Annotated in this window: 20 protein-coding genes; 2 read left to right on the forward strand and 18 right to left on the reverse strand. The window is 63.9% G+C overall.

The annotated features are described in order from the left end of the window. Positions 1 to 32: 32 nt before the first annotated feature. The 12 genes from HAH_RS05555 to HAH_RS05600 form a co-directional block, all read right to left on the reverse strand. A complete protein-coding gene (locus HAH_RS05555; protein ID WP_023843204.1) occupies positions 33 to 431 on the reverse strand; it encodes a hypothetical protein in 399 nt (132 codons plus the stop codon). 69 nt (positions 432 to 500) lie between these two features. After that, positions 501 to 1,208 carry a TMEM165/GDT1 family protein gene (locus HAH_RS05560; protein WP_014040035.1) on the reverse strand — a complete coding sequence of 236 codons (708 nt, stop codon included), beginning with the start codon at positions 1,206 to 1,208 and terminating at the stop codon, positions 501 to 503. Continuing rightward, entirely contained in the window at positions 1,205 to 1,897 is a 693-nt protein-coding gene (locus tag HAH_RS05565) for a metal-dependent transcriptional regulator (RefSeq protein WP_023843205.1), read from the reverse strand. Before HAH_RS05565 ends, HAH_RS05560 begins: the two co-directional genes overlap by 4 nt. An 82-nt stretch (positions 1,898 to 1,979) precedes the next feature. Beyond that, entirely contained in the window at positions 1,980 to 2,129 is a 150-nt protein-coding gene (locus HAH_RS19895; RefSeq protein WP_008309829.1) for a hypothetical protein, read from the reverse strand. A 129-nt stretch (positions 2,130 to 2,258) separates the two neighbouring features. Beyond that, on the reverse strand, positions 2,259 to 2,507 hold the full coding sequence (locus HAH_RS05570) for an MTH865 family protein (RefSeq protein WP_008309827.1): 249 nt from the start codon (positions 2,505 to 2,507) through the stop codon (positions 2,259 to 2,261). Positions 2,508 to 2,677: 170 nt separating this feature from the next. After that, positions 2,678 to 2,848, reverse strand: coding sequence for a hypothetical protein (locus HAH_RS19685; protein WP_158307636.1), 171 nt, complete (start codon positions 2,846 to 2,848; stop codon positions 2,678 to 2,680). 2 nt (positions 2,849 to 2,850) lie between these two features. Beyond that, positions 2,851 to 3,075 (reverse strand): zinc ribbon domain-containing protein, encoded by a 225-nt coding sequence (locus tag HAH_RS05575; protein WP_004962392.1) that lies wholly within the window; start codon positions 3,073 to 3,075, stop codon positions 2,851 to 2,853. Between the two features lie 227 nt (positions 3,076 to 3,302). Continuing rightward, positions 3,303 to 3,893 (reverse strand): DJ-1/PfpI family protein, encoded by a 591-nt coding sequence (locus HAH_RS05580; RefSeq protein WP_014040038.1) that lies wholly within the window; start codon positions 3,891 to 3,893, stop codon positions 3,303 to 3,305. Positions 3,894 to 3,959: 66 nt separating this feature from the next. Then, the gene (locus tag HAH_RS05585) at positions 3,960 to 4,754 is read right to left on the reverse strand and encodes an HAD-IIA family hydrolase (RefSeq protein ID WP_044951763.1); all 795 of its coding nucleotides are present in this window, start codon (positions 4,752 to 4,754) and stop codon (positions 3,960 to 3,962) included. 36 nt (positions 4,755 to 4,790) lie between these two features. Then, positions 4,791 to 6,176, reverse strand: a complete 1,386-nt coding sequence (locus HAH_RS05590) for a response regulator (RefSeq protein ID WP_014040040.1) — start codon at positions 6,174 to 6,176, stop codon at positions 4,791 to 4,793. Between the two features lie 80 nt (positions 6,177 to 6,256). Then, positions 6,257 to 6,931 (reverse strand): DUF2071 domain-containing protein, encoded by a 675-nt coding sequence (locus HAH_RS05595; RefSeq protein ID WP_014040041.1) that lies wholly within the window; start codon positions 6,929 to 6,931, stop codon positions 6,257 to 6,259. A 21-nt stretch (positions 6,932 to 6,952) separates the two neighbouring features. Further along, complete coding sequence (locus HAH_RS05600) at positions 6,953 to 7,657, reverse strand: YqjF family protein (protein WP_014040042.1); 705 nt, start codon at positions 7,655 to 7,657, stop codon at positions 6,953 to 6,955. Positions 7,658 to 7,776: 119 nt separating this feature from the next. Here HAH_RS05600 and HAH_RS05605 point away from each other — a divergent pair, with 119 nt between their 5' ends. Further along, on the forward strand, positions 7,777 to 8,277 hold the full coding sequence (locus tag HAH_RS05605) for a macro domain-containing protein (protein ID WP_014040043.1): 501 nt from the start codon (positions 7,777 to 7,779) through the stop codon (positions 8,275 to 8,277). A gap of 7 nt (positions 8,278 to 8,284) precedes the next feature. On the opposite strand, the gene HAH_RS05610 is transcribed toward HAH_RS05605, so the two are convergent. The 3 genes from HAH_RS05610 to HAH_RS05620 all read right to left on the reverse strand — a co-directional run bounded on the left by HAH_RS05610 (position 8,285) and on the right by HAH_RS05620 (position 10,571). Continuing rightward, positions 8,285 to 8,578, reverse strand: coding sequence for a hypothetical protein (locus HAH_RS05610; protein WP_014040044.1), 294 nt, complete (start codon positions 8,576 to 8,578; stop codon positions 8,285 to 8,287). 57 nt (positions 8,579 to 8,635) lie between these two features. Continuing rightward, positions 8,636 to 9,613: an aldo/keto reductase gene (locus HAH_RS05615; RefSeq protein ID WP_044951766.1), complete on the reverse strand. Its 978-nt coding sequence runs from the start codon at positions 9,611 to 9,613 to the stop codon at positions 8,636 to 8,638. Positions 9,614 to 9,683: 70 nt separating this feature from the next. After that, positions 9,684 to 10,571 carry a sulfite exporter TauE/SafE family protein gene (locus HAH_RS05620; protein WP_014040046.1) on the reverse strand — a complete coding sequence of 296 codons (888 nt, stop codon included), beginning with the start codon at positions 10,569 to 10,571 and terminating at the stop codon, positions 9,684 to 9,686. 103 nt (positions 10,572 to 10,674) lie between these two features. Between HAH_RS05620 and HAH_RS05625 the strand changes: the two genes are divergently transcribed. Beyond that, positions 10,675 to 11,088 carry a CopG family ribbon-helix-helix protein gene (locus HAH_RS05625; RefSeq protein WP_014040047.1) on the forward strand — a complete coding sequence of 138 codons (414 nt, stop codon included), beginning with the start codon at positions 10,675 to 10,677 and terminating at the stop codon, positions 11,086 to 11,088. Positions 11,089 to 11,111: 23 nt separating this feature from the next. On the opposite strand, the gene HAH_RS05630 is transcribed toward HAH_RS05625, so the two are convergent. The 3 genes from HAH_RS05630 to HAH_RS05640 are packed head-to-tail and all read right to left on the reverse strand — an operon-like array spanning position 11,112 to position 14,970. After that, positions 11,112 to 12,200 (reverse strand): ABC transporter permease, encoded by a 1,089-nt coding sequence (locus tag HAH_RS05630; protein ID WP_014040048.1) that lies wholly within the window; start codon positions 12,198 to 12,200, stop codon positions 11,112 to 11,114. Next, positions 12,193 to 14,067, reverse strand: coding sequence for an ABC transporter permease family protein (locus HAH_RS05635; RefSeq protein ID WP_014040049.1), 1,875 nt, complete (start codon positions 14,065 to 14,067; stop codon positions 12,193 to 12,195). Before HAH_RS05635 ends, HAH_RS05630 begins: the two co-directional genes overlap by 8 nt. Then, positions 14,068 to 14,970: an ABC transporter ATP-binding protein gene (locus tag HAH_RS05640; RefSeq protein WP_008309802.1), complete on the reverse strand. Its 903-nt coding sequence runs from the start codon at positions 14,968 to 14,970 to the stop codon at positions 14,068 to 14,070. It lies immediately after the preceding gene. Between the last annotated feature and the right edge of the window lie 20 nt (positions 14,971 to 14,990).

The following is a 14,990-nucleotide window of genomic DNA, read 5'->3' on the forward strand; positions in this document are numbered from 1 at the left end:
GGCTGGCGACTAAACGCTGACCTATGGGCGAGTCACTGGAATGCATCACAGTCGCTGCTCCCGCTCTGCCAGTGGACTACGTTGTCACCGGTGTATTCGACAATGACGTCGTAACAGTTGTCGTCGTCGAACGTCGTCTCCTCCGAGATATCGGTCCCGGCGATGGTCGTCGCTATCGTTATCGTGCCCTGTCTGTCCGGAAGCGCATCGTCCAGTTCCACGGTTGCGCCGTCTTCGTCAGCCGCGACGGTATGTGTCTCCTCGTACACTGTCTCGCGGTCGACCGTGACCGTGAATTCGAACTCCTGTGTCGTCGAACCGGTGTTCGTTAGCTGCACGCCGGCAAGTCGAGCGCTCGCAGGACTGAGCGCGGAACAGCCCGAGAGTGCGAAGAGTGTCCCTGCTGTGAGGACGGTGCGTCTAGAGGGCATCATCCAGAACTGTTCGGCCGTTCTCGAAAAGTCTTCTGTCGTTCACACAGCAGCCGGTATCACACCGTCTCAGACACCCATCTGCGCCGCGATGGACGAGACCATCGTTTCCCACAGCGAGAACCCCATCGTCACGCTCAGGGCGAAGTCTGCGGCGAAAAACAGGAACAGCCCTGCGCCGACGAAGTGAGCTTTCCGCAGGTTGAACCGATGGGCGAACCGGTGGAAAAACAGCGCATTGGCGAGGCTCACCGGAATGATGGCGAGCATCTCACCGGCCCAGATGGCGCTGGGGTGGGCGCTGTACTGGGCGGCGAGCGTGATCGTAATGAGCTGGGTCTTGTCGCCGAACTCGCCGAAGGCCATCATCGCGAAGATGGGCAGGAAGCCGCCGAGTCTGTTCGGCACTTGCCAGTCGACGACGGGAACGCGAACGTCTAGCTGTCCGCCGTCAGTGGTGAAGCCGGACGCGGGTTCCTGTTGCTCCGCGCCGGCCGCCGGGGCACTGCGGAGCAGTAGTATCGCGAATAGCAGGAACATCCCCGCGGTGAGGCTTTCGAGGACGATGCCGGGCAATAGCGACGTGATCGCGGAACCGAACCAGATCTCCAGTGCCGTCCAGCCGGCGAAGGCCGTCCCCGCCGCGCTGACGACGAGGAGGGGGTTGAACCGCGTCGACAGGCCGGCGATGATGAACTGGACTTTCTCGCCGGGGAGAACCGCCAACTGCGCACCGGCCGCTATCGCGACCACTGTCAGCCACGTCGCGTCGCTCACGCCTGGCTCACTCCGTCTTCGCCCTGCGTATCCGGTGCGCGGACCTGAATCGCATCGGCGATGTGGTCCGGGAGCGACACCGACGACCCGCTCTCTAGCTGGACCGTCACCATCCCGATGGGGGCAACCTCCTCGATAGTCAGCACGGTCCCCGGCGTGATGCCGGCGTCGGAGAGATACGTGAGTTCGTCGGGGTCTCGGTCCCGGACCCGTGCGACTTCGAGTCGTCCCCCTTCACTGTGTTCTGACAGCGCCGTCGCGGACTCGTCGTCGATGGGGTCCAGCGAGTCGCTGGGAATCGGGTCCCCGTGGGGGTCGAACTCCGGCTCGTCGAGGACCGCCGCGACCCGGCGCTCGAACTCCTCGCTGATGTGGTGTTCGAGCACCTCCGCTTCCTCGTGGACTTCGGCCCAGTCGTAGCCCAACTGCTCGGTGAGAAACGTCTCGAGCAGGCGGTGGTGGCGGATAATCTCCAGCGCCACCGTTTCGCCTTCCGGCGTCGTCCGCACGCCCTTGTACTTCTCGCGCTCGACCAGCCCGCGGTCGGCCAGTTTCTCGACCATACTGGTGACCGTCGGTGCCGTAACGTCCAGCATCTCGGCGATAGTAGACGGAGCAATCGGCGGGTCGCCGTCCCGCTCGAGGCGATAGATGGCCTTCAGATAATCCTCCATCTTGGCACTCAACATACACCAAATTAGACGAATCTAACTCAAAAGATTGGCGATTCCAACAACTTTGTGCGCCCCGGACACATTCGACCGACAGCCGTCAGTCGTCAGCAGCGTACGTTTCTCGTCGGTTCCGTGTCAGGAGCCACAGGAACAGATAGCCGATGGCACCCAGAACGAACAGCGTTGCGGGGATGAGAAACGGTCCGAACGTCCGAACGAGCGTCTCGATCCCCGGCAAACCGACCATATACCGACTATGAGCGTTGCCCTGATAAAGCTCAAGGGTCTGGCGGGTACGGCTACCGACCCGTTCGTCCGGGAATCTCCCGAGTTATCGCACGAGACCGGTGAAGCGGCCGGAGCCGGTATGGCCCGCTCAGATGAGGTCCTGATCTTCGAGCGAGGCCATGACGTCGTCGACGAACGCGTCGACGTTGTCGTATGGGAACTCCCCGTTGAGCTTCGTGTTCAGTTCCATCGCTGTCATCGAGAAGTCGCCGGACTCGAACTTCGTCGACGGGCCGCCCGGGAGTGCCGGAACGAGGTCCATCGGACTGGAGATCGGGTAGTCTGCTTCCTGGAACGCGTCAACGAACTGTGAGCGGAGGTCTTCTTTGTCAACCATGGTCGGACGTTGTGCGAGAATTATGATAAAAGGTTCGACATCGGTACACTTTCCCATTGTTTGGAGTTTATTCGGAGGTACAACGGTACTAGGCACTCACGCCGCTGAATCAGTGTGGGGAAGTACGCGAACGACTCAACCCTGCAATCGACGCGACGGTCCCGTGTTGGTCACCGGACCCGACTGTCGTCGTCCGTATCGCGCCGGGCCAGTCGTTCGGCCGTCTCGCGATCCATCTCGTTGCGCTGATCGTGCTCGCTTCGAACCAGCGCGTACAGGGCCAGCGGTGCGGCCACCGCGAGCAACACGACCACGAGGAACAGCCCGGTCATGGCAGGCATCGTTAGCCGAGGAAGATGTCTGCCAGGTCGCTCCCGCCAGACCCGGTGTCACGGTACAGCTCCGAGTAGCCGCAGTTTGTACACGTGACGACCTGAAACTGGTTGGTCTGAATATCGAACATCTTCGAGAGGCCGCCGCCCGTGGTCGAGATGCTACCCACGTCAGTGCCGGTGTGACCACACTTCGGACAGCCGCGGTCATCAGTGGAATGTGTGTCGGAGGGCATTACACGCAACTGTTCTCTCCCCAGCATAACAAATCTGGTGCCACTGTGACACGTCCGTGGCTCCCTGCCAGTCGTCACAACCAGTTACTAGTATCTATCATATTCTATAAGCGCTGAAAACGAGGCGGGCGAACGTAATGGTGCACTATGCCAGTTCCCACCCGCCTCAACGGAGGGAAACGCCCACGTTATTTGTTTGTTATGAATCCCACCAAACTTCTGTGGCCTCAGTCGTCAGCGGGAATCGGCTCGCCGTGGGACACGTCGTCGCCAAGGAGCGTCATGAACTGCGCGAGCCACTCGGGATGGTCGGGCCAGGCCTGGCCGGTGACGAGGTTGCCGTCGGTGACCACCTCGTCGACCCACGAACAGCCGGCGGCCTCGCATTCGGCGCGACAGGCCGGGTACGACGTCATCTCGTAGCCGTCCAGTACGTCGGCGGCAGCGAGGATCTGCGGGCCGTGACACAGCGCCGCGACGGGTTTGTCCTCCTCGAAGAAGTGCTGTACCGCGTCCAGCACCTCGTCGTAGGTCCGGAGATACTCGGGGGCGCGACCGCCGGGGACGCACAGCGCGTCGTAGTCGCTGGGGGTCACGTCGGCCATCGTCGCGTTCAGGACGAAGTCGTGGCCGCGGGACTCCATATAGGTCTGGTCGCCGCGGAAGTCGTGTATCGCTGTCTTGATCGTCTCTTCGGCCGCTTTGTCGGGACACACCGCGTCGACCTCGTGGCCGACCATCTGCAGCGCCTGGAACGGCACCATTATCTCGTAGTCTTCACCGAAATCGCCGACGATCATGAGGATGTCTTTGCCCATTGGAAACACCAGTCAAAGCTACGGTCGCAGTCGAAATAAAGTCGCAGGTGAATTACCAGTTTCGTGTCACCTGTCGAGCGATGTAAGCACCTGCTCGATATCCGCCAGTGAATCGATGACGTAGTCGGGCGTCACGGCGCTCCGTTCCAGCGACCGCTCGTTGGATACGCCGGTCCGGACGAGCACAGTCGTCATCCCGTTCCGCTCGCCCATCGCGATGTCCGTCTCCAGCCGGTCACCGACGATGAGACAATCCGCCGGCGCACAGTCCAGCCGTTCTAGCGCCGCCTGAACAGCAATCTCTGACGGCTTCCCGAGTATCCGGTCCGGATCCCGCTCGATGACGCCGGCAACGGCATTGATTATCGCCCCGGAACCGGGGACCGGGTCGCCGTCCTCGCCGGGGAACGTCCGGTCCGGGTCAGTCCCGAGGAAGACGGTTTCCTCGTCGATGGCCCGGAGCGCGTCGACCATATCGTGGTAGTGGAAGCCGTCCGTCCAGGAGGCCAGTAACACGTCGGTCTCGGCGGGGTCCTCGACTAAGCGTGCGTTCGTCCCTTCGACCAGACCGCGGAGTTGGTCGCTCCCGATGACGAACACGTTGTCCTCCGCGTGGGACCCGTTGAGGTACTCGCGGGTGACGACGCCGGAGGAACAGGCCTCACCCTCGCGGGCATCGACGCCCATCCCACGCAAGCGCTCGACGTACTCGCTCCCGTCGTGGATCGGATTGTTCGAAAAAAAGCAGATTCCCAGGCCTCGCTCCCTGAGCACGTCGATTGCCGACGCCGCGCCCGGCAACAACGTTTCTCCGTGGTACACCGTTCCGTCCAGGTCGACGATGACCCCCTCGACTGTCATTACCACCACTCGGGACCCGGCGGTGAAAAATCCGTCTCAGTCGTGCAGTTCGACGTCTGTCACTTCGAAGCGCGCCCCGCCGCTGTCGCTATCAGTCAGTGACACTTCCCAGCCGTGGGCCTCGGCGACCTGTTCGACGATAGCCAGGCCGAACCCGGTTCCGTCCTCCGTCGATGAGTAGCCCATCTCGAACACGTCGTCTGCGTCGTCCTCGACACCCTCGCCGTTGTCCGCGATGTAGAACCCGTCGTTGGATTCCAGCAGTCCGACCTCGATTTCGACGTCACCATCGTTGTGTTCGATGGCGTTTCGAAACAGGTTCGCCAGCAGGTCCTGCACGCGCCCGCTGTCGGCGGCGAGTTCCGTGCTCGACTCGACCGACATGGAGGCCTGTTCCGCCTCGATCCAGGTCCACGCAGTCGACGCCAGCGTGGATAGCTCCGTCTCCTTCGGATCACTGACAGTCTGGCCTTGCCGTGCCAGTGTGAGTACGTCCTCGATGATACAGCCCATCCGGTCCAGCGACCGGTCGATCTTGGCGATCAGTTCGGCCTCTTCGCTGTCGGCAGGCTCCCCGAGCAAATCGACCGCGCCCTGCGCGACGTTCAGCGGGTTCCGGAGGTCGTGACTGACGACGCTGGCGAACTCCTCTAACCGCTCGTTCTGGCGCTCCAGTTCGCGCTGGCGTTCGACGCGTTCAGTGATGTCGCGTGAGACCAACTGGAAGGTATCGGCTTTGCGGTGACTGTCGACGGGGATATACTGGTTGTGGTAATGCCGCCCCCCGACGGCGTCCTCGGACCGTGTCGCAGTACCGTTCTCGACCGCGCTTTTCCCGGCTTCGAGACGCTGGCTGGCCGCCTCGCTGTCCATCACTTCGCTCAGTTGTTGTCCGATGAGCGCATCGGGGTCGGCACCCAGTCTGCGTGCCATCGAGGGATTCACTGAGAGGAGGGTCCCGTCAGTCGTCAGGTGGACGATACCATCCGGCGAATCCGATACGAGCGATTCGAACTTCTTGCGCGTTCGCTCCTGTGAAACGACGTTCTCGATCCGGTTTGCAAGCCGACCGTACTGTTTGTCTTCGACGACTTCGAGTTTCAGGAGGTAGTCGGCGACGCCCGCCGCAATCGCCGCACTCGCCGTCTCTTCGTCTCCCCGCCCAGTCAGCAGAATGAACGGGATAGAGGGGTTTGTCTCCCTGATCTCTTCGAGAAGCTCCAGCCCGTCCATTTCCGGCATTTCGTAGTCACTGACGACGCAGTCGAACCCACCCCCGTCGAGTCGCTCCAGCGCTTCCGTAGCGCTGTTTGCAGCAACGGACTCGATGCCGTGTTGTTGCGTGAGCGTATCAGCGGTCATCTCCGCGAAAAAATCGCTGTCGTCAACAACAAGCGTTCGTATATTACTTTCAGATGTCATATGGGCGGCAGGGTCCTTGTTCCCCCAACGGTCTGTCCGTACTTATATTTCAAGGGAGCTAGGTTGCCCGCTGGTCCCGGCTAGGGCGGTACCGGTGGGGCAATCGAAACCCGAAGCCCAGGACTGTGATGGACTAACGGCTCTGCCTCACGATCAGATATGTCAACCAGTGGGAGTACTGACCCGGTCACAGTGGCGTCAACGCGGTCGAGTCGCCACGGGTCGTGGCCGACGCTCCCAACGAGATGCGTCCCGAAGCGCCCGGTTGTGAAGTACCGTTGTCGGTCGACGAGGAACGAGGCCAGTGAGTCCGGTGGAATCGCCACCGGCTCACCGCCAGCCGTGTACCGGCACTCGAACAGTCGCCGCTCCCCGGCGTCGAGGACCCGGCGACGGTCGGCCGTTGAGAGCGTTCGCGGGGTAGCGTCACCGACTGTGATGCGAAACAGCTCCGAAACCGCCGTCGTTGTCCGCCTGTCGTCACCGAACAGCGCCAGCACGCAGACCCCGCGCTGACCGGTCGGTCCGCGGACGTAGGTCCGAACCGTGAGCAACTCCGACGGCCCGGCGACCTCGATACCGAACGTCTCGACGCGGTCGACAGTTGCCCCAACGGCCGACACCCAGGCGTCGCCGTCAGCCGTCTCGACGGTGAGCCAGTCGGGGACTGTCGCCTGCACCGCTGTCTCGGGGACCGGCCAGTGACAGAAGCAAACGTCGTCGAGCGTGACCTGCAGCGGACGGAGGGCGACCACACCCTCACTGGGGCCGACACGCTAATCAGTGTACTGGGAGACCCCGTCGAGCCGGTGGAGTCGCCCCGCAGTCACCGGAATCTCGGCGCAGTAGTGGACGAGCGGCTCGCCGTCGGGCCTGTCGAACCCCGACGCGGCGAACAGGCCGTTCGTCCGAATGTCGGCTCGCCCCGCTTGGAGCGGCCACGGCTCGTGGTCGATGTCGGCGTAGTACACTGTCCCGTCGTCGCTCGCGGCGTAGAAGCGGTACCGTTCCACCAGGAACGACTCCACCGAGCCCAGTTCGGGTGTCGACGGCGGCTCAGTCGGCTCGTAGGTGGCGTGGAAATCCGCCGGCGGTGCGCGCGAACTGGTCCGACGGCTCCGGAACTCGACGCTGTCGCCGTCGGTCCGGACCTGCATCGATGCCCGGTAGTAGGACAACTGGAACAGCCGCCGGGCCAGCGTGACGCTGAGGCGGTCGTCGGCGTCGAGGTTGTAGAAGTACACCCCCGGCGTTCCGTCGGCGACCACGTAGGTCCGGAGATTTAGCTCGCCGAAGGACCGCCCGATCGGACTGCCTCGCGGCCTGATGTCCGCCATCTGGAACGGGACCACGCTGAGCCACGCCTGTCCGTCGTACGTGTCGACAGTGAGCCCGTCCGGCAGCGTCGACTGGACGATGTCGGGCTCGACCGGCCAGTGCATGAACCCCACGTCCCGCCACGTCATCGTCAGCAGGTCCATATCTGGTAGTAAAGGCCAAACAGGTTTCTGCCTGTCGTGGGACGCGGTGACAGATGGCAATGAGTGCGTCCGGCCGAATCGGCACTAGAACTTTGACCGCTCCGTCCCCAGCATCGTGCATGGAGTTCGAGGTGATCCAGGGCGACATCGCTGCACAGTCGGCGGACGCACTGGTCAACGCGGCGAACACGAGCCTGCAGATGGGCTCCGGCGTCGCGGGGGCGCTCAAGCGCGCGGCCGGGTCGGGGCTGAATGACGAGGCCGTCGCGAAGGGACCGGTCGACCTCGGCGGTGTCGCCACGACCGACGCCTACGACCTCGACGCCGAGTACGTCATTCACGCCGCCGCGATGCCGCCGGGCGGCCAGTCAACCGCCGAGAGCATCCGCACGGCGACCCGGAACGCACTGGCGGAAGCGGACGCACTGAACTGTGAGTCGCTCGTTCTCCCGGCGCTCGGCTGTGGTATCGCCGGGTTCGACTTCGAGGAAGGTATCCGAATTATCTGCGCCGTCATCGACGAGTACGAGCCCGAATCCCTGACAGACGTGCGACTCATCGCCTACTCCGACGACGACTTCGAAGGGATGCAACGAATCGCGGCTGACGTTCGCGACTAACTGTCTGTTACAGCAGGTGTACCCGTCCGGCACGCCACTCCCAGGCGACTTCAAGTGCGATCCAGCAGATGAGCCATATCGCGGCGAAACTAAACACCAGCCACGTCGACCCGAGATACGACGTGGTATCGGCGACGGACTGGAGCCAGGGGTAGGCCTGCACGCCGATGACGAGCGTCGCGACGAGCCCCAGTATCCCGGTCACGTAGTGTTCGACCGCGTTACCTATCGAACAGACGCAGGCGTCACTGCCCGCCGTCTCCTCGAGTGTCTCGCTGCTCGGCCCCCGAGCATTGGTCATTGTTACCTTTCCTCAATATAGTGCTTCATCGCACAGCGGGTTAACCGTTTTGGGGGCTCACTCGTGGCCAGACACCCGAACTGGCTCGTATGGCTCTTCCAGCCACTCCACGTCGCTCGCCGAGAGGTCGATTTCGAGCGCCGCGACCGCTTCTTCGAGGTGTTCGAGGCTACTTGTCCCGATAATCGGTGCGTCGACCAACTCCTTGTCGAGCACCCATGCCAGCGCGATCTGTGCCATCGAGGCGTCGTACTCGTCGGCCAGTTCCTGCACGCGCTCGTTGACCTCGCGGCCGTTACCCTCGTAGTAGGGGTGTTCGCGAGCGTAGTCGTCCGTCTCGCCCCGGACCGTCTCCTCGACCTGCTCGTGCGGGCGGGTGAGATAGCCCCGGGCCAGCGGGCTCCACGGCATCACGCCGACGTTCTCTTTCTCACACAGCGGGAGCATCTCGCGTTCCTCCTCCCGATACAGCAAGTTGTAGTGGTTCTGCATCGTCTCGAACCGCTCCAGCCTCTCGCGCTCGCTCGTCCGGAGCGCGTCAGCGAACTGGTGGGTCCACATCGACGACGCACCGACGTAGCGCGCCTGTCCCCGCCGGACCGCGTCGTCCAGCGCCCGGAGCGTCTGCTCGATGGGCGTGTCGTAGTCCCAGCGGTGGATCTGGTAGAGGTCGACGGTGTCCATCCCGAGCCGGGAAAGCGAGTTCGACAGCTCCTGCTCGATGGCCTTCCGCGAGAGCCCGCCGGCGTTGGGGTTGTCCTCGTCCATCTGGAAGTACCCCTTCGTCGCCACGACCTGGCTGTCGCGGTCGTAGTCGTCGAGGACGGTCCCGAGGACCCGCTCGGACTCGCCCATCGAGTACATGTTGGCCGAATCGAAGAAGTTGATGCCGAGGTCGATGGCCCGCTCGATGACCTCGCGGCTCTCGTCCTCATCGAGCACCCAGTCGCGCCACTCCGAGGTTCCGAAGCTCATACAGCCCAGACAGAGCCGGCTGACCTCCATACCAGTCGACCCGAGTGTCGTGTACTCCATGTTCCCCACCCCGGGCGCTCCGAGCAAAAAGGATGGGGCGAGCGGCCGGACTGCGGTGAGAAACCGTCCGTCAGAGCATGCCAGCCACGAACCCGAGACCCATCGTGACGAGCACGACGGCGGAGACCAACGGGAGGTACGGCGTGTACCGCTCGACGGCCGCCTCGTGCTGCTGGTAGCCAGCGATGAGCGCCATCGTCAGGCCGACGAGCGCGACGATGACCGTGGCCGCGTAGGCGCTCATCAGCTCCAGACAGTACGGCGAGCCGGCACAGAGGGCGATAATCTCGAACTCCTCCTCGTGGGCGAACCCCAGCAGGAAGGCGAACCAGGCGATGCCGAACAGCCCCCGGTCGGCGGCATCGTCCAGACCATTGTGCGCGTGGGAGTGGCCGCCGACGAGCGGGAGTCTGCCGAACACCCGCGACCATAGGCCGCCGCTGTCGTCTCCGTGCGAGTGGTTACTGCCGTGGGAGTGCCCGTGGTGCTGATGCTGATGGTCCTGCGAATTGGAATCAGTATGGGAGTTGGCATTTACTTCGCCATGCTCGTGGTCGTGGCCCGATGCCGCCTGGTGGTCGTGAGTCTCCGCCGCGTCGCCATGCCCGTGGTCGTGGCCGTACCGATACTCACGGATGCCAAGCACGATGAGCAGACAGCCGGCCACGATGCTCACCGGCCCGCCGATGTGGACGCCAGCGGCCAGTTCCAGCGGCTCGTTGGCCTGCGTGAGGTCGAAGTAGGCCTTGGCGTAGAAGAACGCGAACACCATCGCGATGCTGCTGACGAGGTGGCCGACGCCCAGCAGGAGGCTCGCCGCGAAGCCGGACAGCCACGCGTTGGACTGGTCGAGGGCGTAGGACGCGGCGACCGGCCAGCCGTGGCCCGGTTCGAGCCCGTGAACCGCGCCGAGAGCGATTGCCCCGAGAAACAGGCCGAGTGCCTTGCTGTATGCCATCGATGTACCACACCGACGCTACGGCCCTGCCTAAGGGTTGTTACTACGGAATCGGGGGCTGCGTAATACGGGGACCTTTGTGGCCGGCGACGGCAATCCGGGTATGCGAACGAGCGTCAACATCCCCGAAGGCCTTCTCGCGGAGTTCGACCGCGTCTGGCGCGAACAGGACCTGGAAAACCGCTCGCGGGCGGTGCGAGAGGCTATGGAGGAGTACGTCGAGCGACACTCACGGCTCGCGGCGATGGACGGCGACGTGGTAGCGCTGGTCGGGTTCGACTACCGCCACGCCGACGTGATTCGGGACCTCCACGCCGTCCAGCACACGTTTCAGGACGTGATTCTCAACACCAGTCACACCCATCAGGGCGAGTGGTGTCTCGAATCGCTGTTCTGTCGCGGCCCGGCCGAGCGGGTCCGGGACCTCACCTATCGGCTACGGGACTTCGACGCCGTCCGCCGAGTGAAGGTGATGGTCATCCGCGACGAGGCGGCGGAGCCACACGGCCACGGGTAACGCCTGCTCTTCTTCCCTCCGTTCTACAGCGCTTCCGCGGCGATGCGGCCGATGTACACCCTTGCGGCAGCGTAGCCAGCGACCGCCACCAGCACTGCGCCACCGACGTGGCCGTAGGTCAGCAAGGTCGGGCTGTCGACCGCAAGCTTCGCCACCGTGGTCGCCGGGTGTTCCGGGAGGAGCACGGCCCCGCCGAACAGCACGAGAGTGAGCACGGAGAACAGCAACTGCGCCGGGCGACGGTTCTGGAGCGTGATGCCCAGCACGACACCGAGCGTCACGACGACGACGGTGACTGCGGTGATGAACAGCAGAATCGCCGCCGGGTTCGAGACGGCGATGCCGTTCGTCGACAGTAATGCGAGCCACAGTAGCACCTGTGCAGGGGCAAGTAACACCATTCCCAGGGCCTTCCCGTCGATGATGTCAAGTAATGACACTGGGGCCACGCGGAGCAGTTCCATCGTGCCGCGCTCGATCTCTTCGGTGACAGTGTCGACGGCAACCGATCCGCTGATGAACGGCGGGAGGAACAACAGCAGCGGAATCAGGATCGTGTAGGTGAACCCGAAGTACTGGCTCGCGCTGACAGTGTCCGGGAGCGGCACAGGCGGCTTGTCGAGATACGGCGTCCGCTCCAGTCGCTCCTGGCGCTCCAGCGCGCTCAGGACCCGGCGCACTTCGACGACGATGAGTGTCGACCGGATGCTCCCCTCCGGCACGACAGCAGTGACCGCTATCTGCTCCCCTGGTCCGCGCGTCGACGGGACGTAGTCGCCGCGCAGTATCGCGTCTACCCGTCGCTGATTGAACGCCCGCTGTGCGGCGTCCTCGTTCTCGAAGGCGGTGACGCTGGTCCCATCTTGTTCAGCGGCCGCGGCCTCAAGTTCCTCGCGGGCGTCACCGGTGACGGCCATCTCCACCTCACCGGCCGCGACCGAGCTGGGGTCGTACAGCGACGTGAGGCCGACGACGAGGAACGAGGAGAACCCCGCGACGAACAGCTGAATGAGCAACGCCAGGACGATTGTCTTCTCGCGGGACAGCGACCGGATGTCCCGGCGGGCCACGACGACCCGCGGGTCGCGCCAGATGGGGCGGTCGTCAGACAAGGGTGCTCACCACCGCGAAGTTGTAGGCGAAGTGGATGACGATAGCCAGCCCGAGCCCACCGAGATAGGCCCGGCGACCGCGGCTCGCGCCCACCGAGGAAATGGCCGCCGTCAGCGTGTGCAGTGCCAGTGGGAGCAGGAACAGCAGCCCGGCAACCCACAGCGGCAGGCCGGCTGGCAACGTCGCGCCCTGCAGGGCGGCTTCCCCGATGGGCAGGCTTTCGAGGTCGGACAGCCTGGCGATAAGCAGCCCTTTCTCCCCGATGAAGAAGCCGAGTCCTGAGAGCGCACCGATGCCGAGCGCCGACCGAAGCGTCCGCTCGTAACGGGCGTGCTCGTAGCCGGCGTAGACGTGCAGGCTCTTTGCCAGTTCTTCGACGATGACGATGACGCCGAGCACGAGCACGATGCCGAGCGACTGGTTCGTCCCGAAGACGTTCAGCGACACCGAATCGAGGACGAACAAGAACGCGATGGCTGCCAGTTCGGCGACGATGACCAGCGGCAACAGGACGATACTCATCTTTAGCGCGCTCCGGCGGGAGTTGATACCACCGGCCAGCGCATCGAGCACCTTCAGCGGAATCGGACGCTGGGTGAACATATCCTCTTCCCGGTACAGCCCGGCTCCCAGACCGAACAGCACTAGTCCGGTCAGTAGCGGCGGCGTCACCGAGAACACGAACGACGAGAGCCCAACCGACTGACCGGTCAGGTCGAGCACGACCAACGTCAGCGGTGAGATGAGCGCAATCGGCGTCACGTCGGTGAAGATGGCTGGGACGAACGCGTATGAGGTCAGCGTCACCGTTATCGTCACCGTCACGAAGGTGAGTTCCTTGAACGAACGGGCGAACATCGCCCCGCAGAACGTCGCCGAGAGGAAGAGGACCACGAGCGGGACCACCGCCAGCACCGCGACGTAGCTCCCCGCCGGCGCGATGTTCCCGAACCGCAGTGCCGCGGTGATGAGCGCCGCCACGCCGACAGCACCGACGAAGTACGGAAGCGTCTTCCCGCCGATGATGTCACCCCGCGAGGCGGGCGTCACCAGCAGCAGTTCGCCGCGGCGATTCAGCCGTTCGGAGAGCATCGACGAGCCGTAGGCCTGGATAACGAAGTTCATCGGGACGATGTAGAGGAAGGCGAGCACGAGCGACTCGAAGGGGAACGGCGGCGAGATGTCCGAGGGGGTGCCACCCTGCACGTCGCCGGTCAACCGCGCGCCGATAGCGCCGAGGTTCGCACCGCTGCCGCCGGCGGTTCCGCCGTCCCCGCCGCCGGTTGTGGCTGACCCGCCAGTACCGCTCGTGTCCGACCCGTCACCGCTGCCGCCGGTACTTGTCCCACTGCCGTCCGAGGAACCCGACCCGTCACTGCTGTCGCCGCCTCGGGGGTCGAGCTGGCTGCTCCCCGACTGTTGCTCGTAGACAAGCGTCACAGAAACGGGGAACGCGGCGGTCTGGTTGTCGTCCCGAGCGAGTGTCCGGTCGTTGTACTGCGCCGTACTGTCGCGGAGTTCGGCCAGCGCTGCCCGTTCTTTCGCCGTCCGTGGAACGCTCTGGAGCTGGGTCCCCCGATACAGGAGTTCTTGCTGGCGTCGCTCGATGGCAGCGGGGTCCGGCTCACGGATGTCGAAGGTCTGGTCATCGGCCGCGACGCCGTAGTAGGGACTGCTCTCGTCGACGCCGATTCGGTAGATGCCGTCGTCCATGCCCGCACCAGTGCCGCCGCTGACGGCTATCGCGGCGACCGCGCCCATCGCAACGAGGGACAGCGCCATTACGACGATGGTCCGCTTGTCGACGCCGCCGGCGTTTTTCGTCACCTCCCACTTCGCGACGCGCAGGAGCTTGTCGGGTTGCATCTACTCCGCGTCCTCCTCGACGTACCGCGTGCCGCGGGTCCCGGCCTCGGCGACGTTGAGGAACACCTCCTCCAGGCTGGACTCCTCCGTCCGTATGTCGACCACGTCGCCGCCCCGGTTCTCGGCCTGCCTGCGTGTCGTTTCGACTGCCTCCATGCTCTCGACGACGCGCTCGTAGGTGCCGTTTTCCTTGGCTGCGCCGGGCACGTCGACGGTGGTGTAGACGTGATACCGCGTGTGGCCGTACTCGGCCTGAAGCTGTTCGAGGTCGCCGCGGGCGACGATTTCGCCCTCGTTCATGATGACGACCCGGTCGCAGATAGATTCGACGTGAAAGAGGTTGTGTGCAGAGAAAACGATGGTCTTGCCTTCCTTCGCCAACTGCTCCGTGAACTCGATGACGTAGTTCGTCGTCAGCGGGTCCAGTCCCGACGCCGGCTCGTCGTAGATGAGCACGTCGGGGTCGTTGATGAGCGAGCGGGCGATGGCGACTTTCCGTTTCATCCCCTTGGACATATCGCCGAGCTTCCGGTCGCGGTGTTCGAGTTCGAGTTCGTCCAGCGTGTCGTGCATCCGCTCCTCGGCCACGTCCGGGTCCACGTCGTAGAGGTCGGCGAAGAATTTCAGATAGGAGATCGGCGTCATCTCCTCGTACAGCGGCGATTCTTCGGGCAGAAAGCCCAGTTGCTGGCGCATCTCCGCGGTCTCGGTGTCGAGCCCAGCTATCTCGGCGGAGCCGCTTGTCGGCTCTAATAGACCCGCCAGCATCTTCAGCGTCGTCGTCTTGCCGGCCCCGTTCGGCCCGATGATACCGAACACCTCGCCGCGGTCGACCGAAAACGAACTGCCCTGTACAGCGACGAAACCGCCGTACTCCTTCCGAATATCCCGGGCGTCAATCATCTGGCGATTGATTGTGGGTG

The sequence above is a fragment of the Haloarcula hispanica ATCC 33960 genome, from assembly GCF_000223905.1.
In the GTDB taxonomy this organism is placed as follows: Archaea; Halobacteriota; Halobacteria; order Halobacteriales; family Haloarculaceae; genus Haloarcula; species Haloarcula hispanica.